The sequence below is a fragment of the Saccharopolyspora tripterygii genome, assembly GCF_054778355.1.
In genome coordinates, this window is the sequence record NZ_BAAGZP010000036.1 from 260777 (window position 1) to 285705 (window position 24929).

The 24929-nt window shown below is 71.1% G+C and carries 22 protein-coding genes; 7 read left to right on the plus strand and 15 right to left on the minus strand.

Annotated elements, in window-relative coordinates:
* The first annotated feature begins 101 nt into the window (after positions 1-101).
* From ACYVF3_RS26270 to ACYVF3_RS26280, 3 genes are all read left to right on the plus strand, one after another.
* Positions 102-419 (plus strand): hypothetical protein, encoded by a 318-nt coding sequence (locus ACYVF3_RS26270; RefSeq protein ID WP_461156919.1) that lies wholly within the window; start codon positions 102-104, stop codon positions 417-419.
* Positions 420-871: 452 nt separating this feature from the next.
* Complete coding sequence (locus ACYVF3_RS26275) at positions 872-1768, plus strand: dihydrodipicolinate synthase family protein (RefSeq protein WP_461156920.1); 897 nt, start codon at positions 872-874, stop codon at positions 1766-1768.
* Positions 1768-2541: an SDR family oxidoreductase gene (locus ACYVF3_RS26280; RefSeq protein WP_461156921.1), complete on the plus strand. Its 774-nt coding sequence runs from the start codon at positions 1768-1770 to the stop codon at positions 2539-2541. The genes ACYVF3_RS26275 and ACYVF3_RS26280 overlap by 1 nt, the downstream gene beginning before the upstream one ends.
* 105 nt (positions 2542-2646) lie before the next feature.
* On the opposite strand, the gene ACYVF3_RS26285 is transcribed toward ACYVF3_RS26280, so the two are convergent.
* Positions 2647-3453, minus strand: coding sequence for an SGNH/GDSL hydrolase family protein (locus ACYVF3_RS26285; RefSeq protein ID WP_461156922.1), 807 nt, complete (start codon positions 3451-3453; stop codon positions 2647-2649).
* A 319-nt stretch (positions 3454-3772) separates the two neighbouring features.
* Here ACYVF3_RS26285 and ACYVF3_RS26290 point away from each other — a divergent pair, with 319 nt between their 5' ends.
* Positions 3773-5332 carry an aldehyde dehydrogenase family protein gene (locus tag ACYVF3_RS26290; protein WP_461156923.1) on the plus strand — a complete coding sequence of 520 codons (1560 nt, stop codon included), beginning with the start codon at positions 3773-3775 and terminating at the stop codon, positions 5330-5332.
* Between the two features lie 22 nt (positions 5333-5354).
* On the opposite strand, the gene ACYVF3_RS26295 is transcribed toward ACYVF3_RS26290, so the two are convergent.
* The 4 genes from ACYVF3_RS26295 to ACYVF3_RS26310 form a co-directional block, all read right to left on the minus strand.
* Positions 5355-5894, minus strand: coding sequence for a GNAT family N-acetyltransferase (locus ACYVF3_RS26295; RefSeq protein WP_461156924.1), 540 nt, complete (start codon positions 5892-5894; stop codon positions 5355-5357).
* Between the two features lie 20 nt (positions 5895-5914).
* The gene (locus tag ACYVF3_RS26300; protein WP_461156925.1) at positions 5915-7225 is read right to left on the minus strand and encodes an FAD-dependent oxidoreductase; all 1311 of its coding nucleotides are present in this window, start codon (positions 7223-7225) and stop codon (positions 5915-5917) included.
* Positions 7222-7539 (minus strand): (2Fe-2S)-binding protein, encoded by a 318-nt coding sequence (locus tag ACYVF3_RS26305; protein ID WP_461156926.1) that lies wholly within the window; start codon positions 7537-7539, stop codon positions 7222-7224. Before ACYVF3_RS26305 ends, ACYVF3_RS26300 begins: the two co-directional genes overlap by 4 nt.
* Before the next feature lie 237 nt (positions 7540-7776).
* Entirely contained in the window at positions 7777-8841 is a 1065-nt protein-coding gene (locus ACYVF3_RS26310; RefSeq protein ID WP_461156927.1) for a M28 family metallopeptidase, read from the minus strand.
* Between the two features lie 271 nt (positions 8842-9112).
* Between ACYVF3_RS26310 and idi the strand changes: the two genes are divergently transcribed.
* Positions 9113-9691, plus strand: coding sequence for an isopentenyl-diphosphate Delta-isomerase (gene idi, locus ACYVF3_RS26315; protein ID WP_461156928.1), 579 nt, complete (start codon positions 9113-9115; stop codon positions 9689-9691).
* A 53-nt stretch (positions 9692-9744) separates the two neighbouring features.
* Here the strand turns inward: idi and ACYVF3_RS26320 are convergent, their stop codons facing one another.
* The 7 genes from ACYVF3_RS26320 to ACYVF3_RS26350 form a co-directional block, all read right to left on the minus strand.
* Positions 9745-11031, minus strand: coding sequence for a GNAT family N-acetyltransferase (locus ACYVF3_RS26320; protein ID WP_461156929.1), 1287 nt, complete (start codon positions 11029-11031; stop codon positions 9745-9747).
* A gap of 109 nt (positions 11032-11140) precedes the next feature.
* Positions 11141-11788: a class II aldolase/adducin family protein gene (locus ACYVF3_RS26325; protein WP_461156930.1), complete on the minus strand. Its 648-nt coding sequence runs from the start codon at positions 11786-11788 to the stop codon at positions 11141-11143.
* Positions 11789-11798: 10 nt separating this feature from the next.
* Positions 11799-12275 (minus strand): ribose-5-phosphate isomerase, encoded by a 477-nt coding sequence (locus tag ACYVF3_RS26330; RefSeq protein ID WP_461156931.1) that lies wholly within the window; start codon positions 12273-12275, stop codon positions 11799-11801.
* Positions 12272-13993, minus strand: coding sequence for a dihydroxyacetone kinase family protein (locus ACYVF3_RS26335; protein WP_461156932.1), 1722 nt, complete (start codon positions 13991-13993; stop codon positions 12272-12274). The genes ACYVF3_RS26330 and ACYVF3_RS26335 overlap by 4 nt, the downstream gene beginning before the upstream one ends.
* Position 13994: 1 nt before the next feature.
* The gene (locus ACYVF3_RS26340; protein WP_461156933.1) at positions 13995-15455 is read right to left on the minus strand and encodes an FGGY family carbohydrate kinase; all 1461 of its coding nucleotides are present in this window, start codon (positions 15453-15455) and stop codon (positions 13995-13997) included.
* Positions 15452-16507 (minus strand): 2-hydroxyacid dehydrogenase, encoded by a 1056-nt coding sequence (locus ACYVF3_RS26345; protein ID WP_461156934.1) that lies wholly within the window; start codon positions 16505-16507, stop codon positions 15452-15454. The genes ACYVF3_RS26340 and ACYVF3_RS26345 overlap by 4 nt, the downstream gene beginning before the upstream one ends.
* Before the next feature lie 34 nt (positions 16508-16541).
* Positions 16542-17234 (minus strand): HAD family hydrolase, encoded by a 693-nt coding sequence (locus tag ACYVF3_RS26350; protein ID WP_461156935.1) that lies wholly within the window; start codon positions 17232-17234, stop codon positions 16542-16544.
* A gap of 122 nt (positions 17235-17356) precedes the next feature.
* Here ACYVF3_RS26350 and ACYVF3_RS26355 point away from each other — a divergent pair, with 122 nt between their 5' ends.
* Positions 17357-18145, plus strand: a complete 789-nt coding sequence (locus ACYVF3_RS26355) for a DeoR/GlpR family DNA-binding transcription regulator (protein WP_461156936.1) — start codon at positions 17357-17359, stop codon at positions 18143-18145.
* A 336-nt stretch (positions 18146-18481) separates the two neighbouring features.
* Positions 18482-19825 (plus strand): MFS transporter, encoded by a 1344-nt coding sequence (locus ACYVF3_RS26360; protein WP_461156937.1) that lies wholly within the window; start codon positions 18482-18484, stop codon positions 19823-19825.
* On the opposite strand, the gene ACYVF3_RS26365 is transcribed toward ACYVF3_RS26360, so the two are convergent.
* From ACYVF3_RS26365 to ACYVF3_RS26375, 3 genes are read right to left on the minus strand one after another with little or no spacing between them, the layout of a single operon-like run.
* On the minus strand, positions 19822-21486 hold the full coding sequence (locus ACYVF3_RS26365; protein WP_461156938.1) for a PIG-L family deacetylase: 1665 nt from the start codon (positions 21484-21486) through the stop codon (positions 19822-19824). The two genes, ACYVF3_RS26360 and ACYVF3_RS26365, sit on opposite strands and share 4 nt — an antisense overlap.
* On the minus strand, positions 21480-23909 hold the full coding sequence (locus ACYVF3_RS26370) for a GtrA family protein (RefSeq protein WP_461156939.1): 2430 nt from the start codon (positions 23907-23909) through the stop codon (positions 21480-21482). Before ACYVF3_RS26370 ends, ACYVF3_RS26365 begins: the two co-directional genes overlap by 7 nt.
* The gene (locus tag ACYVF3_RS26375) at positions 23909-24838 is read right to left on the minus strand and encodes a glycosyltransferase family 2 protein (protein WP_461156940.1); all 930 of its coding nucleotides are present in this window, start codon (positions 24836-24838) and stop codon (positions 23909-23911) included. Before ACYVF3_RS26375 ends, ACYVF3_RS26370 begins: the two co-directional genes overlap by 1 nt.
* Between the last annotated feature and the right edge of the window lie 91 nt (positions 24839-24929).

A 24929-nucleotide genomic window follows, 5' to 3' on the forward strand; every position in this document is an offset into this window, starting at 1 on the left:
CGACTCCGGCCCCCACTCGGTCTACCGTCCCCCCGCTGCTCCCGCCGGGTGCCGGAGCACCGGCCGCGCCGAAGGACAACTGCGGGCTGAACCCTGCGGACATGGACGACAAGACCAAGGCGCAGTGCGGTCTGCTCGACGAGGCTCCGGCAACCGGCGGCGGCTCGTCCGGCGGGTCGGGCGGACGGTCCGAGGAGTCCGACGGGACACCAGGCGGCGGTGGCGGATCCACCGGATCGGACAGCGACTCGACCTACGAGCAGTTCCAGGACCGCACCGGCTACCCCTACAGCGAGGACGAGTACGAGCAACTGCCCGGTTACCTCCAGTGCGGAACCGCGTGCGGCAAGGAGCCGACCTCCGGCGAGATGCAGCAGCAGTACGGCTGCGAGCAGGGCTACATCACCGAAGGCTGCTGAAGCGCGCTTCCTCGTCATCAGCCGACGTCTCCACATCGCTGACCAGGCACGACGTGGGCACGAAAAAACCCGCTGGCTGCTTGGCCAGCGGGCTCTTCCACGCGGATGACCGGGGCGGCGCTCCGCCGCCCCTCCCTTTTGGCCACCCGGGAGCCGGGCTCGGTCCTGGATGGCGCCTGGGACCGGCTCGGCCTGCTGCGTGCGGTGCGCACCGCACAAGTCCTGGTGAATGCTCGGCAGGTGAACCCCACCAGCATCGCTGTTCACAATAGCCGATCGCCGCGACCTTGTGGGGCACATTCTGGCGCCGCGCGGCGGCGGGTCTGAACGAACGTGAGGATTCGGGCCGCACGTCCCGGACCACCGCTGCCGGCGGGCTCGCGAGGACCTTGACGTGATCGGATTCGGCGTGCATAAGATCGCCGATCCAGCCGCTGGGTGAAAGGGTGCAGATGGCCGCGGTTCCGCTCGCTCCCGGCGTCTGGGGCGTGCTCGCCACCCCGTTCACGGAGTCCACGGGAGATCTCGATCTCGGCTCGCTGTCGAACCTCGTCGGGCACTACCGGCGGATCGGCGTCACCGGGCTGACCGTCCTGGGCGTGTTCGGCGAAGCGGCGCGGCTGTCCACCGCCGAGAAGCGGGCGGCGCTCGAAGTCGTGGTGGACTCGGTAGACCTGCCCGTGGTCGTGGGCGCCTCCAGCACCGCGCAGGCGCCGGTGATCGAGGAGGTCGAACTCGCCGCCGAGGTGGTCGGCGACCGGCTCGCGGGCGCGATGGTGCAGGTCAACACCTCGAACCCGGATGCCCTGGCGCACCAGCTCGACGCGATCCACGCGGCAACCGGCGCCGGGCTCGTGGTGCAGGACTACCCGCTGGTCAGCGGCGTGTCGATCAGCGCGACCGACCTCGCCACAGCGGTCGAGCAGGTCGAATCGGTGGTCGCGGTCAAGGCCGAAGCACCACCCACCCCACCGGCGATCGCGACGCTGACCTCGCGCTCCGGAACCCCGGTCTTCGGGGGCCTCGGCGGCGTCGGGCTGCTGGACGAATTGGCAGCGGGCGCCGCCGGTGCGATGACGGGTTTCTCGTTCCCCGAAGGCCTCAAGGCGTGCGTCGACGCGTGGTGGGAAGGCGGCTACCAGGCCGCGCTGGAGGCGTACCTGCGCTACCTGCCGCTGGTGAACTTCGAGGCGCAGGCCCGCATCGGACTGGCGATCCGCAAGGAGGCGCTGCGCCGCCGGGGACTCATCACCGACTCCGGCGTGCGGGCACCGGCGGCGAGCATGCCCGAAACTCTCGACAAGCAACTGGACCGGCACGTGGCGGCCGTGGAGAACATGGAGAGCTGATGGATCTAGGAATCGCCGGCCGCACCGCGCTGGTGTGCGCCTCGACCGGTGGTCTGGGCGAAGCGACCGCGCGGGCGCTCGCCGCCGAAGGCGTCACCGTGGTGATCTCCGGCCGCCGAGGTGATCGCGCCGAGGCGATCGCCGCCGAGCTGCCCGGCGCCACCGGCGTGGAGGTCGACCTGACCGCGCAGGGCGGTGCCGAGAGGTTGCTGGCCGCCGCGCACGACGCTCTGGGGCAGATCGACATCCTGGTGCTCAACGGCCCCGGACCGCGTCCGGCCAGCGCGTCCGAGGTCAGCCCGGAGGACACCGCCGAGGCCGTGCAGAACCTGCTCCTGGTGCACCAGAAGCTGGTGGGCGGAGTGCTGCCGGGAATGCGCGAGCGCCGGTGGGGCCGACTGCTGGCGATCGCCTCCAGCGGTGTGGAAGCACCGATCCCGAACCTGGCGCTGTCCAACATCGGGCGCAGCGCGCTGGCGGCCTACCTGAAGAGCCTGTCGATCGACGTGGCCGACGAGGGCGTCACCGCCAACCTGCTGCTGCCGGGCCGCATCGCCACCGATCGGCTGGCGTCGCTGGACCGCGCCACGGCCGAGCGGGAGGGGCTGCCGATCGAGGAGGCCCGCGCCCGCGGCGAGGCGGCGATCCCCGCCAAGCGCTACGGCGAGCCCGCGGAATTCGGTGCCACGGCGGCGTTCCTGTGCAGCGCGCACGCTTCGTACATCACCGGGACCGCGGTTCGCTGCGACGGTGGTCTCGTCCCGACGCTCTGACGCGGAATTCTCCCGCCGACGGGCGCACCGCGCCGGCGAGGAAGGCGTGCCGCGCGGAACGACGGGAGGTTCTCCGCGCGACACGCCTCATCCGTCCCGGACTCGTCAGCCCGTGACGGAGTTCAAGGTCGGCAGGTACGCGTTGGCGTGCCCGTCGACGTCGGGGTGGAAAGACTCCTGGATGGGGTCGCTGGGGCCGTTGATCCACTCGTCGGAGGAGCACACCCCGTGCCCCTCGAAGGCGCTCCTGGGGTCGGCGAAGGAGAACCCGGCGGCCGAAGCCCGTTCGGAGGTCACCGAGGCGAGCTCGTCGGCGCCCTCGTTGATCCGCTGACGCTTGTGCTCGGAGTAGAACGGGATCCCGCAGTCGCCCATCTCGTTGATCCGCGGGTAACCGACCACCACGACCTTCGCGTTGGGCGCCGCGGAGCGGATGTTGGCGTAGGTCGTGTCGAGCTTGTCCGGGAGTTCGTTCCGGGCCTTTTCGGCGGCCTCGTCGACGGCGCTGTCGCAGCCCTCGTCGGTTCCCGTGAGGCACCGGGTGATGACGTCGACGAATCCGATGTCATTGCCACCGATGGAAATCGTGACCAGCGTGGTGTCGGCGCTCAGACCGTCGAGCTGGCCGGAGTTGACGTCGTCGGTGACCGCGCCGGAGCAGGCGGCGAAGTCGAAGTTGGCCGCTCCGTGGGAGTCCGCCCACAGCTGTGGATAGGCCTTGGGGCTGCGCAGACAGCTGCCGCTGTCCTCGAAGTAGTCGCGGGTTCCGGTTCCCGAGGCGTAGGAATCGCCTAAGGCGACGTAGTTCTCAGCGGCGGACCCGGAATCCGCTGCGAAGGCCGGGGTGACGGCCGTGCCAGTGGTGACCGCGCACACGGCCACCGCACCGATGAGGTACCTTGCGTGAAGCATGTTTTCCTCCGTTCGGAGCGCGAAAAGCACTTTCATTCAAAGAAGTCGGCGCCCCATTTCGGAGAAATTGGCGAGTACCCGCCAGTAACCGCGCTTTCCTGCACCCCGAACACCGCTGCGGAATCCGCCATCGGGACACTCGCGCGACTGGAATTCGCCGGTTTTCCCACTGCGGCCGACCCCGAGTTCGCCGGAACGGGTTCGCAAGACGCACGTACGTTTTGTTCGAATTCGCACGATTGCAGCAGGCGTGGAACCCCTCGAAATGGCATAGTTCTATGCCTCCCGGCACCCCGTCCCACTGTTTCGAGGAGGGCGTATGACACTCCGGGTTCCGCAACACCGCACCGCTTCGGCCGTGCTGTCCCGGGCCACCGCCGCGGCACCGGAAGCCTTCGACGACGGGGTCCCCCGCAATCTCATCGACCGCCGCTGGGCCTCCATCGGCGAGCAGGTCCCGCAGGCCACACCGGTGGACGGCACCGTGTTCTCCCAGCTGCCCAAGGTCGACGCCGCCACCGCGCAAGAAGCCGTGCACGCCGCCGCCAGAGCCCACCGGTCCTGGGCGCAGACCGGCTACGAGCAGCGCCGCGAAGCGGTGATCAGCGCGGTGGACGCCATGGCCAAGGTTCGCGACGACCTCGCGCTGCTGCTCGCCTGGGAGATCGGCAAGCCCTGGAAGCTCGCCTGCGCGGACGTCGACCGTTGCCTCGACGGCGCTCGCTGGTACGCCGACCACACCAAGCAGATGCTCAACCAGGACGTGGAGGGCGCTCCGCACAAGCGGCAGCCGCTGCCCGGCCCGGTCAGCAACATCGCCAGCTGGAACTACCCCATGAGCGTCCTGGTGCACGCCGAGCTGGTGCAGCTGCTCGCGGGCAACGCCGTGATCGCCAAGACGCCCACCCAGGGCGGAGCGGTGACGCTGACCGTCGCGCACGCCCTGATGAACCGCGCCGGGCTGCCTGCCACCCTGCTGTCCGGGGACGGTTCGGCGCTGTCGGACCCGCTGGTGCGCTCACCGGAGGTCGGCGCGCTCGCATTCGTCGGTGGTCGTTCCAACGGAGGCAAGATCGCCGCGCAGCTGGTGGACACCGGCAAGCGGCACATGCTGGAGCAGGAGGGGCTCAACACCTGGGGCCTGTGGGAGTTTTCGGACTGGGACGGGCTGAGCGCGCACCTGCGCAAGGGATTCGAGTACGCCAAGCAGCGCTGCACGGCCTATCCGCGTTTCGTGGTGCAGCGCAAGCTCGTGGACAAGTTCCTCGCCACCTACCTCCCGGTCGTCCAATCGGTCCGCTTCGGCCACCCGCTGGCCAGCGAGGACGACGAGCCGCCCGCGCTGGACTTCGGACCGCTGATCTCCGCGGCCAAGGCCACCGAGCTGGAAGGGCGGGTCGCCGAGGCCCTGCGCCACGGCGCGGTTCCGCTGCACCACGGCGACCGATCGCACGGCCACTTCCTGGAAGGCCAGGACGTTTCGGCCTACGCGGCACCGGTGACGCTGCTGGCGCCGCCGGGCGCCAGTCGGCTGATGCACGAGGAACCCTTCGGACCGGTGGACACCATCGTCGTGGTCGACACCGAGGCCGAACTGCTCGCGCAGATGAACGCGTCCAACGGCGCCCTGGTGGCCACCATCGCCTGCGACGACGAGGAGTTCGCCGCCGAGCTCTCGGAGAGCGTTCAGGCGTTCAAGGTCGGCATCAACAAGCCGCGTTCGCGCGGTGACCGGGACGAGGCGTTCGGCGGCCGGGGCGACTCGTGGAAGGGCGCGTTCGTCGGCGGTCAGCACCTGGTGCACGCGGTCACCCAGGGCCCTCCGGGAGAGCAGCTCTACGGGAACTTCCCGGGTTACCACCGCTATCCGCGGACCTGATCGCGGCGCGAGCGATCGGCGGCTACCAGGACTCGCCGGGGCGCAGATCGCAGGTGATCGGTGCGGTCGTGTCCAGGGACACCGCGGCCGGGTAGTAGTAGATCCAGCCGTCCTCCTCGGGGGTCGGCTGGATCCCCTCAGGGGTCAACTGCCTGGTCGGGGCGGGCCAGGGCTTCCAGCCCCGCGACTCGTAGAAGGGCACCCCGTCCTCGCTGGCGCCGAGAGCCCCCAAGTCGTAGGCGGCACGGATCATCCGCTCCACCTCGGCCATGAGCGCTGCACCGATGCCCCGGCGCTGGCGCTCGCGGTGCACCGCGACCCCTTCCACGTACCCGGTGCGCAGGGCGCGCTCGCCGACCATCAGACGCCGCAGCACCAGCGCAGCGTGCCCGACCAGCTCCTCGCCGTCCCAGGCGAGCACGTGCATCCCGCCGAGGCAGTGCTCCCAGTCCGCCTCGGTCATGGCGTCGTCCTCGGGGAAGACGTCCCACAGCAGCCTGCGCGCCGCGGCCAGGCTCACCTCGTCGAGATCTGCCGTGTGCACCGTCCGGATTTCGGTCATGCGGCACATGATGGCATCAATCAGGCGAAAGGAGGCTCGTTCGCAGGAGGTCGGAGGAGGTTCTCGGCGAGCTCGTTGGCGCTGCGGCCGCACATGCGCCCCTGGCAGGACCCGAGCCCGACGCGACAGGACCGGTTCAGCGCACTCGCATCGCGCTGGACGGGAGCGTTGTCCCGCAGGGCCTGGTAGGGAACGTCCTCGCAGCGGCAGACGACCGTCTGCGGGGTGAGCCACTCGTTCCAGCCCTCGCCGATGCGGGTCGCCGACGCCATCGCCCGCCCGAACCTCTGTCCACAGCGGACCATGAGTTTCGCGCGCCGCGCGGGTTTCTCGACCGCTCGCCACGTCGTGGCCCGCACCTGCACCGCGGCCGCGAGCCCGGCGACGGCACCTTCGGCGGCCGCGGCCCTGGCCCCCGCGATGCCGGTGGTCTCCCCCGCCGCGAACACCCACGGCGTCGAACTGCGCTGCTCGTCGTCCACCCGCACGAACCCGTCGACGATCTCGCAGCCCGCGGCTCTGGCCAGCTCCAAGCGCGGCTCGAAGCCGTGGGCCACGCAGATCGCGTCCACCGGAATCCGCCGGTGCGTGCCCGGAATCGGCCGCCACCGAGCGTCGAGCTTGGCGACCACGGCCTCCCGAACCCGCCCCTCGCCGATCGCTTCCACCACGCCGGCCCGGGTGCGGAAGCGGGTGCTCCCGACGAGCCTGCGCAGGTAGCCCGCGAACCCCGCCAGCTTGTCCCACTGCCCGGCCAGGGTCGGCGCGCGTCGCAGCCAGGAGGTCGTGCTCCCCGCGTCGAGCACGGCGACCACCTCGGCACCGACGTCCAGCAATGATTCTGCGACCGGCAGCAGGAACGGGCCGGTGCCCGCGACCAGCACCCGGCTGCCGACCGCGACCCGCTGACCTCGGGCCAGCGCGTGGGCACCACCCGCGGTGAACACGCCCGGCAGTTCCCAGCCGGGGAACGGCAGCACCCGGTCGTGCGCACCGGTGGCCAGCACCAGCGCCTCGGCGCGGAACGACTCCTCCGCGTCGCCGCCCCTGCTGCGCACGTGGACGGTGTGCCCGTCGATCGACCGCACGCTGCCCGCGCAGCGCCGGATCCGCGGATCGGCTCGGATCTCGTCGGCCAGGGCCTCGACATCCTGCTGCCCCGGTCCGCTCCGCTGCGGCTTGGTGACGCCGAACTGCACCGGCGGCGCCGGGTGGTACCGGCCGCCGAGGTCGTTCGAGGAGTCGACGAGCAGCACGTCGGCACCCGCGCGGGCGGCGTGCTGCGCGGCTGCCATGCCTGCGGGACCGGCACCCACGACCACCACGCTCATGGCGACTCCCCGGGACCGCGAGTGCTGATCACATCACCGGGTTCGACGGTCCGCAGGCATGCGCGCACGTTCGGCGTTCCGTTGATCACCAGCACGCACTCGGCGCACACGCCGATGCCGCAGAACAAGCCGCGCCTGCGCCCGCGGCCACCGGACTCGCGCCACGAGGTCAGGCCCAACGACATCAGCACCGCGGCGACCGTCTGCCCTGCGCGCGCGGTGACCCGGCGGCCGTCGACCTCGACGGAGAAGCTCGTCCGGTAGTGGGGCTGTGCGGAATCCAGGTGCGCCGGCAGCAGATACGGTCCGGTCAACTGCCGCCACCTCCTGTAGCTGCACCCGTCGGGCCTGGTCAGGCGTGCCCGGCGCGTCCGGTTCCCGTTCGAACCGACAGGAGAAATTGAACTGCCCCAGAACAGATCGCGCATCAATCCATCGGCGTAGGCCCGTCAGACAGGGGACTGAGGCGCCCGAAGCAGCCGCCCCGGCAGCTCCGCCTGCGCTGCGGTGCTGCCGGGGACGGCTCTTTCCCTCTCCCGATGGCTTGAGGTCTACGGCTGCGGGAATTGCGCCGCGTAGGTCTTCACGGCGTTGGCGATGGCCGCGAAGTTGCGCTCGAGGGCTTGCGCGTCGACGTTCTCGATCGTGTCGCAGGACTGGTGGTAGCAGGCGTCGAACGCCTCACCGGCCTGACCGCCCCACTTCTCGGCCTGCTCGGGGGTCTTGGACTCCTCGGCACCGGTGAACGTCCCACCAGCCGGGATGCCGACCTCGATGAACGGGCCGTAATCGGACCGACCGTCGAAGTCGGTGCCCTCGGCCGGCGCGCCCGCCGCGCCCAAGGAGTCGTTGAGCAGCTTCTCGATCTGCGCCGAACCCTCAGGTCCCGGACCTGCGCCGACGCCGTCCGAGTCGTCGCCGTCGTAGGTGAAGTACCCGGCGTTGGGCGAACCGACCATGTCGAAGTTCAGGTAGGCGGCGATCTTTCCGCGATCGGCCTCCGGCAGGGTCTCCACGTAGTGGGTAGAACCGACCAGGCCTTCTTCCTCCGCGCCCCAGAAGGCGAAGCGGAGCTTGTTGGTGGGGGTTTCGCCGCCGCCCGCGTAGTCCAGGGCGGCCTGCAGGATCGCGGCGGAGCCGGTGCCGTTGTCGTTGATCCCCGGCCCGTCGCCCACGCTGTCCAGGTGGGCGCCGAACATCACGACGTTGTTCGCGTCACCACCAGGAGTGTCGGCGATCAGGTTGTACGTCGTGCCCCCCATGGACGGGAACTCCTGGACCGTGGTGGCGAACCCGGCCTCGTCGAGCTTGCCCTTGATGTAGTCCAGGGACGCCTGGTACCCGGGGGTGCCCGCAGCGCGGTTCCCGCCATTGGCCCCGGCGATGTTCTGCAACTCCTGCAGGTGGTCCTGCACGGCCATGACGTCGGCGCGCGCGCCGTTGTCGGCGACCGCCGCGGTGGGCAGCACCAGCGCTGCGGCCGCGGCCAGTCCGGCGGCGGTGGCGAGCATCGGTCGGTTCGGCATCCCGCGATCCCCTTCGTAGATGTCGGCGTCGATCTCGATTCGCGAGGGGAACGTATCCGCGGGGATCAGGGCGAAGACCGCTTTGACCAAAACTCGCCTCAACAACGCGTTTTTCCCGTATTCACGAAGAGATCTCACACCGATTCGGCGCTGCCGAGCTCGGAGATCCGGCCGGGGGTGGCCCCGCACGATCGGCTCGCGTTGTTCTCGCAGCGGCCCTGAGGCAAGCTGGAGACACCTGGTCACGGCTCCGCAGCCGGTGTCCTGGTGATCACGACCGCACGGCAGGCACGGCCAGGACCGGATTAGGATTCCGGCTGCGCGACGAAGATCAAGTTCTTACCTCAGGGAGGTACCGCACGTGGAACAGGTGGTCCTGCTCGACGAGACGGGTCAGGCGATAGGCGCCGAAGACAAGGCGACCGTGCACCACCAGGAGACGCCGCTGCACCTGGCGTTCTCCTGCTACGTGTTCAACGACCACGGCGAATTCCTGCTCACCCAACGAGCCCACCACAAGCGGACCTTCCCGGGCGTGTGGACCAACACGTGCTGCGGCCACCCCGCACCCGAGGAGGACATGAAGGCCGCCATCACCAGGCGTCTTCGCGAAGAGCTCGGCCTGACCGTGCGCGGGATGGAGCTCGCGCTCCCGGCGTTCCGGTACCGCGCCACGATGGACAACGGTGTCGCGGAGAACGAGATGTGCCCGGTCTTCGTGGCTTTCACCGACGCGACCCCGCAACCCAACCAGGACGAGGTGGCCGGGACGCGCTGGGTGCGGTGGAAGGAGTTCAGCACCGGAGTGCTCTCCGGCGAGGCGACCGTGTCGCCCTGGTGCGCGTTGCAGGTCCGCGAGCTCACCGAGCTGGGCCCGGAGCCGGCGCAGTGGCCCATCGGCACCCCGACGAGCCTGCCGCCCGCAGCGCGCGTGGCCTGATCCCACGACGTGGCACAGCCCCTGGAAGCGCGGTTCCCAGGGGCTGTTCCACGTCACTCGGTTCGGGCGAGCGCAGCGAGGTCCCGCGTCCAGCTCCACTCCCCGGGTTCGGGTGCCCCGACGAGCTTCATCCCGGCACGTCGCAGAGTGCGGGCGATCGCGGTGTTGTCGACGTGGGTCTGCGCCGTGAGGGTCGCGATCCCCATGTCCGCCGCCTGCTCGGCGATGCCCTCGGCGAGCGCCGCACCGACACCCCGGCGCTGCCAGTCGTCCCGCACCAGCAGCGCGAGCTCACCGGAATCGCCGTCGTACATCAGGTTTCCCATGCCCACCACCTGGCCGTCCGGCCCGAGCGCCAGCAGCGAACGACCCAGCGCCGGGGTCAGCAACCGCCGCAAACCCCGCTCACCCGACGCGGGCCCGGGGCTGAAGTAGCGGCGGAAGCGCGCGGCGCTCGAACAGCGCTCGTGGAACTCGACGACCAGGTCGACGTCGGTGCGGTCCGCCGAGCGCAGCGTCAGCTCGATCCCGTGGGAGGTGGTCACGGCCCGCTCCGCCGAGCGCACGCGAGCGCGGCAACTGGTGGCCAGGTCGACCAGCGCGCGAGCACGCGCGAACTCGGCGGGGGTGAACGCGCCTCCGGAACGGGTCAGCACGAGCACTCCACCGCCGGGTTCGGCCAGGCACATCGCCGTCTCGGTGAAGGTCCCGGTCGCCAGCTGCGCGTCCGGTTCCTCCTGCCACCGCGCGTCGACGTGGCCCAGCAACGAGCGCAGCCCCCGCACCAGGTCGGTCCTGCCGTTGACGAGGTCGTTGGCGAGCACTGCGGTGCGGGTGGGCACGTCGTCGAGTTCGCGCACGTCGGCGCGCGAGGCGGTCACGTCGTAGCCGCCCGCGGTCTCGACGGCGGCGACCAGGTCGGCATGCCGGACGCGGGTCGGAACGTGCAGCAGCACCTCGTCGACCGCACCGCCGGCCACCGGGTGCACCTGCATCGTCCGGATGTCACCGCCGAGCGCCGCCAGCGCTCCTGCCAGGTCAGCGAGGCGTCCCGGGGCGTCGGTGACGCGCGCCCGCAGCCGCCACAGGTTCCGCGGGACACCAGCGGCCTCCGGTGCCGGTGCCTTCGCGATCGCCGCGTCGTGGTGCGTCCACCAGCGCACGAGGGCCACCACCAGCAGGGCGATGCCGGTGACCATCAGCGCGGACGTCGCTGCGGAGGGGCCTGCCACGCGGGCCAGGAGAACGTTCGCAGCGCCGATGACCAGCACCAGCACGGCGAGTTCGATGAGCGCGCGGTTCCGGTCCGGGTGGGCCCGACGGTGCTCGCTGGGAGTCATGTCCCCATGCTTCAGGCCGCAGGTTTCCTCCGGACGAATCCGCGTCACACCGGTGTTAACGGCCCGACATCACACCCGTGGGGGTGATCCGCCCCGCGAACGCACCTTCTCAGCGCACGCTCTGGCCGTATCCGCCGAAGAGAGTTGCGCAGCGGGCGATCTCGTCGTCCGGGAGCAGCGCCGGATCGCCGAGCCGGGCCGCGGTGAGCCAGAGCTCGCAGAGCCATTCCAGTTGCCTGGCCCGGTTGTAGGCCTTGGTGAGGGTCGTGCCGATGGTGACCGTGCCGTGGTTGCGGAGGATGCACCCGGTGCGGTCGCGCAGCGCTTCGGACACCGAGTCCGCGAGGGCATCGGTCCCGAAGGTCGCGTAGTCGGCGACCCGCACCGGACCGCCGTAGTCGGCCAGCTGGTAGTGCACGGCCGGGACCTCGTCGCGCAGTAGCGACAACGCGGTCGCGTGCAGCGAGTGCGTGTGCACGACCGCTCCCGCGTCGTGCGCGGTGTAGGCGGCCAGGTGCATCGGCAGCTCGGAGGTCGGCTTGAGCTCGCCCTCGACGAGGGCACCGCGCAGGTCCACCAGCGGGACGTCGACCGGCCGCAGCTCGTCGTACTCCACGCCCGAGGGCGTGACAGCGACCAGGTCGCCGCTGCGCACCGACACGTTCCCCGAGGTGCCGACCACCAACCGGTCGGACGTCATCCGCCGGGCGATGTCGATGACCTCGCCGCGCTCCTCAGCCAGACGCACTGCGCTCATCCCTTCCCGCTCAACAAGCCACCCCTGGGCCCTCGTAGCCGTCGATCGCCGCGACCTTGCCCGCCGAGGAGGAGTTCTCGTCGAAACGGTAGTCGAGCCACTCCCCCGCGAGCTTGCGGGCCAGTTCGAGCCCGATCACGCGCTGACCGAAGCACAGCACCTGCGCGTTGTTGCTCAGCACCGACCGCTCGACCGAGTAGCTGTCGTGCGCCGTGACCGCCCGGATGCCGGGCACCTTGTTGGCGCTGATGGCCACGCCGAGCCCGGTCCCGCACACCAGCAGCGCCCGGTCGGCCGACCCCTCGGCGACCAACCGCGCGGCCTGGACCGCCACGTGCGGGTAGGCGGTGTGCTCGTCGCTGCCGACCCCGACATCCACGACGGAGGCGACCCGCGGGTCCTGCTCCAGGTCCTGTTTGAACGCGTTCTTGTACTCGAGACCCGCGTCGTCGGATCCGACGACGATGCGCAGCTGCTCCTGGCTCACTGGTCCTCTCCCCCTCGTTCGATCAGTTCTCCGACCCGGGTGAGCACGAGTGCGAGCGAGGTCGCGCCCGGGTCCGGTGTTCCCACGCTGCGCTCGGCCAGCGGCCTTGCCCGGCCCGTGCGGGGCCGCAGTTGCGCCGTGGCGGCAGCCGCTTCGGTCGACGCCGCAGCCGCGCGGCGCCAGGCCGCGCCGCCCCCGATGCCCTCTTCGACGGCGGCCCGCAGCTCGTCGACGAACGGAACCAGGGCGTCGACCAGGGTCTTGTCACCGAGTTCCGCGCGCCCGAGCCGCTGCACGGAGGCGAGCGCGGCCTCAGCACCGGCGACGAGGTCGGCGGCGCGTGCTTCCCGGTCGCCGGGCAGCAGATCGCCGAAGGAGCGCAGCGCCGCTCCCCACAGCACCCCGGAGGTCCCACCGGCTTTCGCCGCCCACGCGTCGCCCGCTTCGAGCAGCACCGCGGAGGGACCGACGCCCTGGCCCGCGGCCGTCTCGGCGGCCTCGGCACCGGCTGCGCTGCCGCGCGTCATGCCGCGACCGTGGTCGCCGTCGCCCGCGATGGCGTCGAGCCGGCCGAACTCGTCCTCGTTGTCCCGCAACAGGTCTGCGACCGCGCGCAACGCACCGGCCACCACGCCGGAGGTGGCTCGACCTACCTCCGGCGCGACCACGACCTCCTGCTCGACCGGGGCCACGTCCTCGACCTCGACGTCCGATGTGGACGATTCGACGACGCCCCTGCGGTAGGCGGGGGTGTCGGCGGGGGCGAGCCAGAGCCGCTCCAGCTCGTCGTCCAGCCACGTCAGCGTCAGCGAGCACCCGGCCATGTCCAGGCTGGTCACCAGCTCCCCGACCTCCGGCGCGACGACCTCGACCCCGGCCTCGGCCAGCAGCCGGGCCGCGGTGCCCCACACCACGAACAGCTCCTCGTACTTGGTGGCACCGAGTCCGTTGAGGATCGCCGTCACGCGCCCGCCCTCGGCCGGGGCCTCGGCCAGCACGCCGTCCACCAGGGTCTTCGCCAGTTCGGACGCCGAGGGCATGGGAGTCTCGGACACGCCGGGCTCGCCGTGGATGCCCAGGCCGAGTCCCATCCGGCCCTCCGGCACCTCGAACAGCGCGTGGTCCTGGCCGGGCAACGTGCAGCCGTCGAAGGCGACCCCGAGACTGCGGGTGCGCGCGTTGGCGTGCTCGGCGACCCGCACCACCTCGTCGAAGTCGTAGCCCTCCTCGGCCGCCGCCGAGGCGACCTTGAACACCACGAAGTCGCCCACCACACCGCGCCGCTTGGCCTGCTCCTCGGCGGGAGCGCTGGCGACGTCGTCGGTGACGACCACGTTGTGCGCGCGCACTCCTTCTCGCGCAAGGCGTTCCACGGCCAGGCCGAAGTTCATGTTGTCCCCGGCGTAGTTGCCGAAGGAGAACACCACTCCCGCTCCGCGATCCGCCGCGCGCGCCACCGAGTGGGCGTCGGCGGCCGACGGGGAGGTGAAGATGTTGCCGATCACGGCGCCGTCGGCGAAGCCGGGCCCGACGACGCCGCAGAAGGCCGGGTAGTGCCCGGATCCGCCGCCGGTGACCACCGCGACCTTGCCCGCGCGGGCCGGTCGGGAGCGCACCACGCCGCCGGGCACGCGACGCACGTGCTGCGGGTGCGCGGCAACGAAACCGGTGACCATGTCCTCGGTGAATGTGGCCGGGTCGTCGTACAGACGCGTCACGTCAGGCCTCCTCGACGGGCGCCCAGTGCGGCCGGGCGCGTTCGATGGCGGTCAGGTAGTCGCGGTAGCCGCGGTCGTAGAACTCCACGGCCTCCGGATCGGGCCGCACGACACGCCGGTCAGCGGCCCACTTCTCGCGGTCGACCGGGTCGCCCAGCGAGTCCCACGCGGTCATCGCCGCGCCCCGCGCACCGACGCCCTCCTCGTGCGGAACGTGCAGCGGGCGGCCGAGGACGTCGGCGAAGATCTGGCTCCACGCCTGCGAGCGGGCACCCCCACCGCAGGCGGCGACCTCACCGCTGAGCCCGGCGCTCTCCAGGTTGTGCCGGGCGGCGTAGGCGACCGCCTCGCACATCCCGCGCACCAGGTCCGCGGGCGTGGTCTCCAGCGACAGCCCGGTGAACTGCCCGCGCGCACGCGAGTCGACGAACGGCGCGCGCTCACCGGACGAGGACAGGAACGACAGCGCGGAGACACCGCCAGCGCCGGGGGCGCTGCGCTCCAGGAGGGATTCCAGCTCCTCGACGCTGGAACCTGTCATCGCCAGCACCCAGTCCAGGTTCGCGGTGCCGACCATCGCGGGCATGACCCGCAGGTAGCGCTGCGGCATCGGCGTGGCCAGCCACATCCCGGCGGGCTCGCCCTTCGGGTCGATCACGACCTCGTCGCGGAGCACCTGGCACCCGAGCGTCGTGCCGATCACCAGGCTGCCGTCGCCGATCTCACCGACCCCGGAACCGAAAGCGCAGGCGGGCAGGTCGAACGGGCCCGCGGAGACCGGGAGTCCCGCGCGGAGGCCGAGTTCGGCGGCGGCTTTGCCGGAGAGCTCGAACAGGCCTCCCACCGGCGTGGTGTCGGCGAGCAGACGCCGGTGCTCACCGATGCCGCAGGCTTCGAGCGCCGCCGTCGAGTACTCGCGCGTCGGAACGTCCAGGAACGGCAGCGAGGCGTCGGAGGCGTCCACGGTGATCGCACCGGTGAAGCGCTGCACGATCGCGTCCACGCAGTACCCGGCGACGGCCGCGCGTTCGAGGCGTTCCGGCTCGTGCTCGGCGAGGTGGGCCAGCAGCGGACCGGCCGAGCCGGGGAACATCCCGGAACCGGTCAGCGCGTGCACCTCCCGCTGCGCACCGCTGGTCTCCCAGTCGCGCAGCACCCCGGCGGCACGAGCGTCCAGCCAGGAGATCGCGGCGCCGACGCCGCGCCCCTGCTCGTCGCGCAGCCACAGGCCATCCCCTTGGCCGGTGATGGCCAGCGCCTGCACGGGTTCGGTGGCCGAGGCCGCAACCTGGCGGACGACCTGGACGACCGAATCGACGACCTCGTCGAGGTCCTGCTCCACCAGACCGGGGGCGGGTCGGCGCAGGGTGGAGCGCACGCTGCGGGTCAGCCTCGCCGACCCGTCGCGGCCGAGCAGCGATGCCTTGGTCACCGAAGTGCCGACGTCGACTCCGATGATCATGGGCGCAGGTCTCCGAACCGGGCCAGCACGTCCGGGTTCGCCACGAAGCGCGGCCGCCGCCCGTCGAGGAACCTGGCGGCCTCACCGGCGACGATCTCGGCGGCGCGGTGCGCGGTCTGGCGCGTGGCACCCGCCAGGTGCGGGGTGGTGATCACGTTCGGCGCGTCGAACAGCGGCCAGTCGCGCGGCGGCGGCTCGATGTCGTAGACGTCGACCGCCAGCGCGCCCAGCTTGCCGGAGCGCAGCAGCCCGGGCAGCGGCGCGTAGTCCAGCAGACCACCGCGCGCCGAGTTGACCAGCACCGCGCCCTCGGGCAGCAGCTTGAGGTTGTCGGCGTTGAGCAGGTTGCGGGTCTCCGGGGTCAGCCGCGCGTGCAGGCTCACCACGGAACTGCGCCGCAGCAGCTCTTCGAGCTCAACGAGCTCCACACCCTCGCCCGCGATCTGAGCGGCGTCCACGAACGGATCGGCGACCAGCACGTTCGCCCCGAAGGCGCGCAGCACCCTGGCGACGATGCGGCCGATCGCGCCGTAGCCGACGAGCCCCGCGGTCGAGCCCTCGAGCTCGATCCCGGCGTTCTCGTAGGCGTAGTAGTCACCCCGCCAGTTGCCGTCCTTGAGCTCCGCGTCCGAACCCGGGATCCGGCGCAGCGCGGCCAGCATGAGGCCCACCGCGAACTCCGCTGCCGCAGCCGCGTTGCGGCCGGGGGCGTAGCTGACGATGACCCCGTTGTCGGTAGCCGCCTGCAGGTCGACGTTGACCGGGCCGCCCCGGCAGACGCCGACGAACTTGAGCTTGTCCGCGGCACTCAGGACGTCGCCGGTGAACGGCGCCATCTGGGTGGCCACGATCTCGTTGTCGCCGAGCGCGTCGAGCAGCTGCTGCTCGGTCCCGCTGGCCTCCTGCACGGTGCCGACCGGCCCGAACGGCTCGACCGGCCACGGCAGCTTCAGCGTGTCGAAGCGCAGCTCGCGCTGGGTGGCGCGGCGCAGGGCGTCGACGAACACCTCGGGATGCACGAAGTGGTCTCCGGCAGCCAGAACGCTTGTCATCTCCTGGACTCCTTTGTCGCGAGGTGGTGCGGGTTCAGCGTGCCTGCGGCAGCGATCCGACCAGCTTCAGCCGCACGTCGTCGAGGTCGGTGGCGATGTGGGTGGCCCCGGCGAGCGCGTCCTCCGCCGGCGGGTAGTCGCCGTTGGGGATCGCGATCACCGTCATGCCCGCCCGGGCGGCCGCGCGCAACCCGTTGCTGGAGTCCTCGACCGCCAGGCAGTGCGCGGGATCGTGCCCCAGCTTCTCAGCCGCCGCCAGGTAGACGTCGGGGCTCGGCTTTCCGCGCGGCACTTCGGCGCTGGAGACGGTCGCGCTGAAGTGCGGGGTCAGGCCGTGCCGGTCGAGCACCGCGTCGATGAGCCGTCGCGGCGCCGAGGAGGCCAGCGCGATGGGCGCTCGGGCGGCGACGTCGGTGACCATCTTCTCCGCGCCGATCAGCAGCTCGATCTCGCCGTCGTCGAGCGCGGTGATCATGTCGTCGACCACGACGCGCTCGGTCTCGGCGGCGGATTCGGCGGCCTCGCTGAACTGCGCGAGGAACGCGGCCCACTCCGGCGCGCTCATGCCCTGGACCTGCCGGGTCTCCTGCCCGGTCCAGGTGCGGCCGCGAGCCGAGGCGAAGCGGGTCCACATCCGCTCCCACAGGTGCTCGCTCTCGACCAGGACGCCGTCCATGTCGAACACGACCGCTCGGTGCGCCCCGTTCGGTCGATCCGGCTGGGTCATACGTACCTCCCGCCAATCACTGATGGAACCAAATTAACACTGCGACCGTTAACTGTCACTACTTGAGTGATAGATCGGCAGGTCTGCGCCGCGCCGCGGACCCGGCGAGGCAAGATGAGCGCATGGCGTCAGCACCGAAGAAGCAGTCCCCTCGCCTCCAGCGGCAGCAGCAGATCGTCGATCACGTGCTCGCGCAGGGGTTCGCCAGCGCCGCGGAGCTGTCCTCGTTGACCGGGGTCAGCCTGATGACCGTGCACCGGGACCTCGACGACCTGGCCACCCGAGGCCTGCTCCGCAAGTACCACGGCGGCGTTTCAGCCCAGCCGTCCACGGTGTTCGAGTCCAGTTCGGACTTCCGGCTGCACACCCACATGGCCGAGAAGGAGGCGCTGGCCGCCGACGCTCTGCGGTTCATCAACCCCGGCATGTCGGTGATGCTCGACGACTCCACGACCGCGCTCGCGCTCGCCAGGCTTCTCCCGGACGTCGGGCCGCTGACGGTGGTCAGCAACTACCGGCAGGTGCAGGAGGCGCTGCGCGACGTGCCGGACATCCGGCTGATCGGCCTGGGCGGCGAGTACTCCCGCACCCACGACTCCTACCTGGGCCTGCCGTGCCAGGAGATGATCTCGACGTTCTCCGTGGACATCGTGTTCCTGTCCACCTCGGCCATGAACTCCCGTCTGACCTACCACCAGGAGCAGGAGATCGTGCTGGTCAAGCGCGCGATGATGGGCAGCGCCACGACGAAGGTCCTGATGATGGACGCCAGCAAGGTGGCCCGCTCGGCCCTCCACCAACTCGCCCCGGTCAGCGCCTTCGACCACGTCCTGCTAGCGGGAGACCTCAAGGAAGACCTGGTCGAGGAAATGCGAGAAGAAGCGGAAGTCCACCTGTCCAAGACCAGCTGAGGCAGGCGGGAAGCCGAGGCCGCGAACAAGACCGAGCGACCACCGTCAGGCAAGCGACGAAGTCGCCTTCTCACTGCCCCACCCCAGCGACCGGCACCGCCGCCGGTGTTCAGCCACCTGCTGGGGGACAAGACCGAAGTTCTCATGAAAACTTCCCCACGTCAGGCGACCTGCACCGCCGCGGGTTCCCGGACGTCCTCTGGGGAGGACAGCCGACCCCGAACCAGTCACAAAAGAATTAACATCTTGTGCGTTAACTTCAACAGGGTGCATGATGTCCGGCATTCGTTGGCTGGCGCATCGAGCGCCGAACATCCGACCCTGTTGGAGACAGTGATGTCCCAAACTTCCGCAGCCGGCTCGCCTGGTCTCCTCGACCGCATAGGCATCCCGCGCCAGCTCTTCTGGGGCTTCGTCGCCGTGCTGATCTTCATGATCGGCGACGGCGTGGAGACCACCTTCCTGTCCGATTACCTGCAGCGCCCCGAGGGCGGTTCGCTGCCGGGCGCGACGGCCTCGTTCGCCACGGTGACGCTCTACGGGGTCGCGGCCATGATCGCGGCCTGGTTCTCCGGGACGCTCTCGGCGATCTGGGGCCCGCGCCGCGTGATGTGGCTGGGCGGCGCGTGGTGGGTCGGGTTCGAGTGCCTGTTCCTGTTCGCCGCGCTGCCCTCGCACAACGCGGTGTTCATCGTGGCCACCTACGGCATCCGCGGGCTGGCCTACCCGCTGTTCGCGTTCTCGTTCCTGGCGTGGGCGCAGGTCGCGAGCCCGACGAAGATGCGCGGTTCGGTCGCCGGCTGGTTCTGGTTCGCCTTCACCGGCGGCCTGCCGACGCTCGGCGCCGCGCTGGCCGCGCTGTCGATCGGCGTGTTCGGCCTGAGCGATTACCAGACCCTGGTGCTGTCGCTGGTCGTGGTGACCTGCGGTGTGCTGCTCGGTTCGTTCGCGGTGCGCGAGGAGCACGGGTTGAAGCCGATCGCGGACGAGACGGTCGAGAACCCGCGCAGCCTGAAGCGGCTGGCGGAGGGCGTCGACATCCTGTGGCGCGACCGCAGGGTGCTGGCCGGCGGTCTCATCCGGATCGTCAACACCGCGCCGCAGTACGGGTTCTTCGCCATGTTCCCGTTCACCTTCGGACCGGCGGCCCCGGACGGCGGGTTCCTCACCGCCGCCCAGGTCGCGTCGCTGGCCTCGATCGCCTACGGCGCGAACATCCTGGCGAACCTGTTCTTCGGCGTGTTCGGCGACCGCTTCGGCTGGCGTCGCACGGTGACCTGGTTCGGGTGCGTGGGCTGCGCGATCGCCACCCCGCTCTGGTACTTCAGCTCGATCGCCACGCAGAGCTTCGCCGTGGCCGCCGTGCTGGGCGTGGTCTACGGGCTGGTGCTGGCCGGTTTCGTGCCGCTGTCGGCGCTGATGCCCTCGATGGTGGCCACCAAGGACAAGGGCTCGGCTCTGGCCGTGCTGAACTTCGGTGCCGGTGGCGCGGCTTTCGTCGGCCCGGTCGTGGTCACGGTGCTGTACCCGCTGGTCGGCGGCGGGGGCGCGACGATCGTCTTCTGCCTGATGTACCTGGCGGTGGGCCTGCTGTCGCTGCGCATGAAGGACGACAGCGACCCCGGCGAGCACCGCGTGCCGCGCACCGGTGCGCCGGAGGCCGCGGGAGCGTCCGCCTAGGGCACTGCGAACGTGCGGACCAGGCCGTCGCCCGTGAGGGCGGCGGCCTGGCTGCCGTCCGGGGACAGCGCAGGCTGGGCCTCGACGGGCCCGAGGGTGGTCTCGCCCTCCGGCCCGTAGACCACCAGGAGACCGTCGGCGTTGCGGACGGCGAGCACGGGCCCGGGGGCGATCGCCGGATCGGAGATGGCTCGCGCGTCGATGGTCCGCACCCGCTGCCACCCGGCGTCTTCGGCGAGCACCACGAGGTTGCCCCGCACGTCCCGGTACGCGGCGTACCCGCTGGTGGCGGCGATGGCACCCACCGGCCGCTCATCGGAGGCCACCGCTTCGCCGCACCCGGCCTCGGTGAGCCGCCAGTGGACCATCGCGTGGCCGGACGCGGCCAGAACGTGGACCGCTCCGCGGGATCCGACCACGGCCGACACCTCGTCACCGACGTCGCTCCCACCGAGACGGCACCACCCGCCTGCGTCGCGAACGCTCACCCCGCCTCCCGAGTCCCGGAGGGCGACGACCACGCCGTCCCGCACCGGCACGGCCGAGGGCGGTCCGAGGTCCACGCCCGGTTTTCGGGGCGGCGGCACTCCCAGCGGTCGCCAGGGCAGGGCCCCTTCCTTGAGCCACACCGCTCCGGAGTCCCGTTCCTGCGCGACGATCGTTCCGGGGCCGGCGAACGACGCGGAACCGTCGCGCGGCACGAATCCCGGTGTGTCCACAACGGACTCGACGCCGGATCGGGTGAGGATCAGCTCCTTCCCGCGCACGTGCACGTGACCGCCGACCGTCGTCCAGCGGGTACCCGGTGGTCGGCGCAAGCGCATCGCGGCGATCCAGGCGTCGTAAGGCGCGCTGAGGCTCACCTGCGGGTCGTGCTCGGCGTAGCGGGCGAAGACCGCGCGCTTGTCGGCGACGACGCGTTCCGGGAGGTTCGGTGGCGCGTCGGCGATGTTGTAGTCGCGGTAGTGCAGCAGCGGCAGACCTGTTCCGCGCAGCGCGGTTTCGGCGAACCGGGCCGCGGCGACGTGGTCGGGGTGGTCGTGCGCGCCGCCCCAGTGCAGCTGGTAGCGCGGGTCCGGTCGCGGGTCCTGCGCGCGGACCAGCGTCGGCGCGAACGTCTCCCGCAACCGGACCAGGCACTCGATCACCGAATCCCGGTCGTGGCCGACCGACGGCACTATGGAGCCGGCCGCGGTGATGGTCCGCTCCCGGTGGCCGGGGTCGTGCCACAACCTGCTCAACGCGTGACGCGAGCTCGGGTTGTTGTCGTCGGGCAACCCGAAGAAGACCAGGGACACAGAAGGCCGGTGCCGGAGCCGCTGCCACTCCACCAGTCGGTGCCCGGGCAGTTCCAGAACCGAGCGCGTCCACTCGTCGGCGACACCGGCCATCGCTGCGAACGCGGCGCGCGCTCCGGCCTGGCGGCCGGCCGCGTACTCGGCCTGCGGCTGGACGTCGCTCTCGCCCGCGGTGAGGAACACCGTCGTCACCCGCGCACCCGCGCGGATCGCCAAAGGCACGTCCGGGCTCATGAACAGCATGTCGTCATCCGGGTGCGCCACCACCTGCAGGTGCGACGGCCTCGGCGAACCCCCCGCCGCGACCCCGGGCGCCGCCAGCGACAACGCGACCACCAACAGCGCGGCAACCGCCCTCAGCACGGCCGCCGCCGCGACATCAGCAAGGCCCCCAGCGCCCCCGCCGCGACCAGCAGCACGCCGGCCTCGGCGCCCGGTGGGGTCCACGAGAGCGTCAGCTCGCCGCCCCCGATCCCGCGCGGGATCCGCGCGGTGAGCAGCCCGGATCCGGTCGCGGCGACCGGCACCGGAACTCCGTTCACCGTCGCCCGGTAACCGGGCCAGAACAACCGGGCGAAGACGAGTTCTCCGCTCCCGCTGAAGCGGACGGTCTCGGCGCGGGCGCTGTCCTGGACGTCCGACACCACCCGCGGACCGCGGGCAGCGCTCAACCGCCCGTGCGGCCACGGGACCGGCGCGACCCGGGTGAGCACCACGACCTCGCGGGTGCGCTCGGAGACGCGCCAGCCCGGCGGTGGCTCGGCGACCTCCCGCAGCCTGCGCTGCACCACGACGTGGGTGGCCTTGAGCTGGTCCGCGAGGTGGTCGGGTCCCCACAGCCGGTCGTAAGATCGCGGACAGGTCGCGCCGAAGTAGTTGAGGCACAACGACTCGTGCAGCGCGTCGTGCCCGATTCCCGTGTAGGACACCAGGCTCGCCACCCCGGCAGCCGCGTGCATGTTGCCCAGCAGCAGGTCTGACCAGACGCTGCGGTCGTCGATCCGCTCCTGCGGGATCAGCTCGCGGGCCGCGATCTGCACCACCGTCCCGTCGCGCAGCGGCGCGTGCTGCCGGCGCAGCTCGGCGACGTCGGCTGGGAAGTGGTAGTCCGCGACATCGCGGTTGACCGGGAACCACAGCAGTTGCACGCCCAGCACCAGCGCGGTTCCCAGGTGCAGGGCCCGGAACAGCGCGGAGCGCAGCGCCCACACCAGCAGACCGGCGACCAGCGCCAACCCGACCAGGTGCTTCGGCGCCTGCGCGGGCCAGGCCGCGAACGCCAGGTAGCCACCCGCCAGCAGCAGCGCCGCCGAGGCCACCGCTCTGATCCGCGCCCGATCCCGTCGCAGACCGGCGGAGAGCGCCACCGCGAGCAGCACCGCGACCGCGAGGTGCAAGACGCCGATGTGCCTCAGCGGCCAGCGGAACATCCACACGTTCGACGGACCCAGGCACAGCAGGGCGTACACGGCAGCGACGAGAACGACTGCGGCGCAACGAGTCCACGGCATCTCGCGCCACCTCAACCACGGCAGGAGCGGGACCGCGAACCAGGCGAGGAAGGTGCTGGGAACTGTCATCCGGTAGTCGCCGAAGGAGAGGATCTGCGGTAGGAAAGCAGGAGTGCTCGCGTTGAGCAGATCGCCGATGCCCGGTACCAGCAGACCGGAGTTGAATAGCTCGCGCCCGGACCGCCAGCCCACCGCCGAGGTCGCCAGCACGGGCCAGAACACCAGCGGCAGGCACGCGGCAACCGAGGCAGCGATCCCGATCAGCCGGCGTCGGCCGGGTTCGGCGGCCAGCGCCGCGAACACCAGGCACAGCGCCAGGAGCCCGTAGGGATCACCGGCCGAGACGCACAGGTAGCACAGCGCGAACGGCATCAGGGCGGGCGCGTCTCCCGCGACGTGGCGGCGCAGCGCCCACCAGGCCCAGGGCAGCCACGCGAAGCCCATCAGCCCACCGGCCCAGCTCGCGGCCTGGAAGTGCAGCACGAACCCCGAGACCGGCAGGGCCACCGAGACCGCCGACGCCGCAGCCGGTTTCGCACCGTAGCTGCGGCACAGCAGGTAGCTGCCGACGCCCAGCAGCACCAGGAACTGGATCTTGACCACCGCCGCCGCGACCGCGAGGTCCCCGATCAGCGCGACGAGGACGAAGTCCAGCAGGTGCACGGGATTCCAGATGCCGAACAGCGACTCGGCCGCCAGGTTCCCGCCCATCCACGAGTCGGGTTCCAGCCCGAACGACCACTGCCCCGCCAGCAGCCGTTCACCGAGCCGGTGCCACATCGGCAGGAACTGCGCGGCGCTGTCATCGGTGAAGTAGAAGGAAGGGTTCACCATCAGCGGCAACGCACCCAGCCCCGCCACCATCGCACCCACCCCGGCGCCACCGCGCCACTCGGGGCGAACCCGACCGGCCAGCGTCGCCCGGGTGGCGATGAACGTCACCGGCACGAGCGCGAGCCCGACCAGCGGCGCGAGCCTCGGATCCGCCCCGAGCACGGCTACGGCCAGCGCCACCGCCGAGGTGCTCACGCCCAGCAGCACCAGGTTCGCCAGCAGGAACAGCAGCAGGGAACGTCCCCGCGCCGACACCCGGAAGGTGAACCGGCAGTTGAGCACATAGGAGCACAGCATCGCCGCACCGGTGGCCAGCACGTGCGCCAGCAAGTAGGGCAGCACCAGCCACAGCGACAGGTACACCACCCAGTGCACGGCCGTGTTCGCCCCGCCCACCAGCGCGAACCTGCCGAACTGGGTGGCACTGATCAGCCGCCGCATCACGACACCAGCTCCGCTGTCCGCGACCGGTGACCGTCGGACAGCTGCGCCCGGACCGGCCCTGACTCCTTGACCAGGTAGTGCGGTCGCCGACGGGACTCGGCGCAGCTGCGGCCCAGGTACTCGCCCAGCACGCCGAGCAGGAACACCTGGACACCTCCCAGCAGCAGGAGCCCCGCAATCCCGGGCTGTCGCCTGAACGCGAGGGGACCGGCGAGACCGGCGATCACCGGACCGAGGTAGATCGCCGGTCGAAGCGGCTTGTCGTTGAAGGAGGTCAACCCGTCGAAGCCGTGATCGACCAGGGCCGACAGCCGCCAGCGCGACTCCCCCGTCTCGCGCGGCACGTTGCGGTAGGTGATCTGCCCGGTCTCGAAGCCGATCCAGGCGAACAGGCCCTTCGAGAACCGGTGGTGCTCGGGCAACGACAGCAGTGCGTCGACCGCCCTCCGCGACAGCACCCGGAAATCGCCGGCCCCGTCCTGCAACCGCACGTCGAGCATCCGCCGCGCCAGCCGGTAGTAGGTGCGGGACAACGCCGTCCGCCAGGCTCCGTCACCGGAGCGGCCACGGCGGGCGACGACTTGGTCGTAGCCTGTGTCGAGCAGCACCAGCATCCGGGGCAGCAGTCCGGGCGGGTGCTGCAGATCGGCGTCGAGCAACGCCACCCGGCTGCCTCGGGCGTGCCGCAGTCCGCACAGCATCGCGGGTTCCTTGCCGAAGTTCCGGCTCAGCGACACGTACCGGAACCTCGGGTCCTGCTCGCTCAGGCGCCGAGCCTCGGACAGCGTCCGGTCGGTGCTGCCGTCGTCGACGAGGATCACCTCGAACTCCCGGACGTGGCCCGCCAGGGCCTCCACCAGCGCATCGCGCAGCCGTTCCAATCCGTGCTCCTCGTTGAAGCACGGCACCACCATCGACAGGTACATGGGGCAGTTCTCATCCGTCTCTGGGTCGACGGCCCGCGCACCCGGAAGAGCCGAAATCGCTGCGGGCCTTGCTGGATCACCCCGGACCCTG

What these genes read in the sequence shown, in the direction of transcription:
- ACYVF3_RS26360 (WP_461156937.1), top strand. Translation starts at nt 18,482, where the DNA reads ATGTCCCAAACTTCCGCAGCCGGCTCGCCTGGTCTCCTCGACCGCATA.
- ACYVF3_RS26290 (WP_461156923.1), top strand. Translation starts at nt 3,773, where the DNA reads ATGACACTCCGGGTTCCGCAACACCGCACCGCTTCGGCCGTGCTGTCC.
- ACYVF3_RS26320 (WP_461156929.1), bottom strand. Translation starts at nt 11,031, where the DNA reads ATGACTCCCAGCGAGCACCGTCGGGCCCACCCGGACCGGAACCGCGCG.
- ACYVF3_RS26285 (WP_461156922.1), bottom strand. Translation starts at nt 3,453, where the DNA reads ATGCTTCACGCAAGGTACCTCATCGGTGCGGTGGCCGTGTGCGCGGTC.
- ACYVF3_RS26345 (WP_461156934.1), bottom strand. Translation starts at nt 16,507, where the DNA reads ATGACAAGCGTTCTGGCTGCCGGAGACCACTTCGTGCATCCCGAGGTG.
- ACYVF3_RS26350 (WP_461156935.1), bottom strand. Translation starts at nt 17,234, where the DNA reads ATGACCCAGCCGGATCGACCGAACGGGGCGCACCGAGCGGTCGTGTTC.
- ACYVF3_RS26300 (WP_461156925.1), bottom strand. Translation starts at nt 7,225, where the DNA reads ATGAGCGTGGTGGTCGTGGGTGCCGGTCCCGCAGGCATGGCAGCCGCG.
- ACYVF3_RS26275 (WP_461156920.1), top strand. Translation starts at nt 872, where the DNA reads ATGGCCGCGGTTCCGCTCGCTCCCGGCGTCTGGGGCGTGCTCGCCACC.
- ACYVF3_RS26325 (WP_461156930.1), bottom strand. Translation starts at nt 11,788, where the DNA reads ATGAGCGCAGTGCGTCTGGCTGAGGAGCGCGGCGAGGTCATCGACATC.
- ACYVF3_RS26280 (WP_461156921.1), top strand. Translation starts at nt 1,768, where the DNA reads ATGGATCTAGGAATCGCCGGCCGCACCGCGCTGGTGTGCGCCTCGACC.
- ACYVF3_RS26370 (WP_461156939.1), bottom strand. Translation starts at nt 23,909, where the DNA reads ATGCGGCGGCTGATCAGTGCCACCCAGTTCGGCAGGTTCGCGCTGGTG.
- ACYVF3_RS26340 (WP_461156933.1), bottom strand. Translation starts at nt 15,455, where the DNA reads ATGATCATCGGAGTCGACGTCGGCACTTCGGTGACCAAGGCATCGCTG.
- ACYVF3_RS26270 (WP_461156919.1), top strand. Translation starts at nt 102, where the DNA reads ATGGACGACAAGACCAAGGCGCAGTGCGGTCTGCTCGACGAGGCTCCG.
- ACYVF3_RS26375 (WP_461156940.1), bottom strand. Translation starts at nt 24,838, where the DNA reads ATGTACCTGTCGATGGTGGTGCCGTGCTTCAACGAGGAGCACGGATTG.
- ACYVF3_RS26295 (WP_461156924.1), bottom strand. Translation starts at nt 5,894, where the DNA reads ATGACCGAAATCCGGACGGTGCACACGGCAGATCTCGACGAGGTGAGC.
- ACYVF3_RS26355 (WP_461156936.1), top strand. Translation starts at nt 17,357, where the DNA reads ATGGCGTCAGCACCGAAGAAGCAGTCCCCTCGCCTCCAGCGGCAGCAG.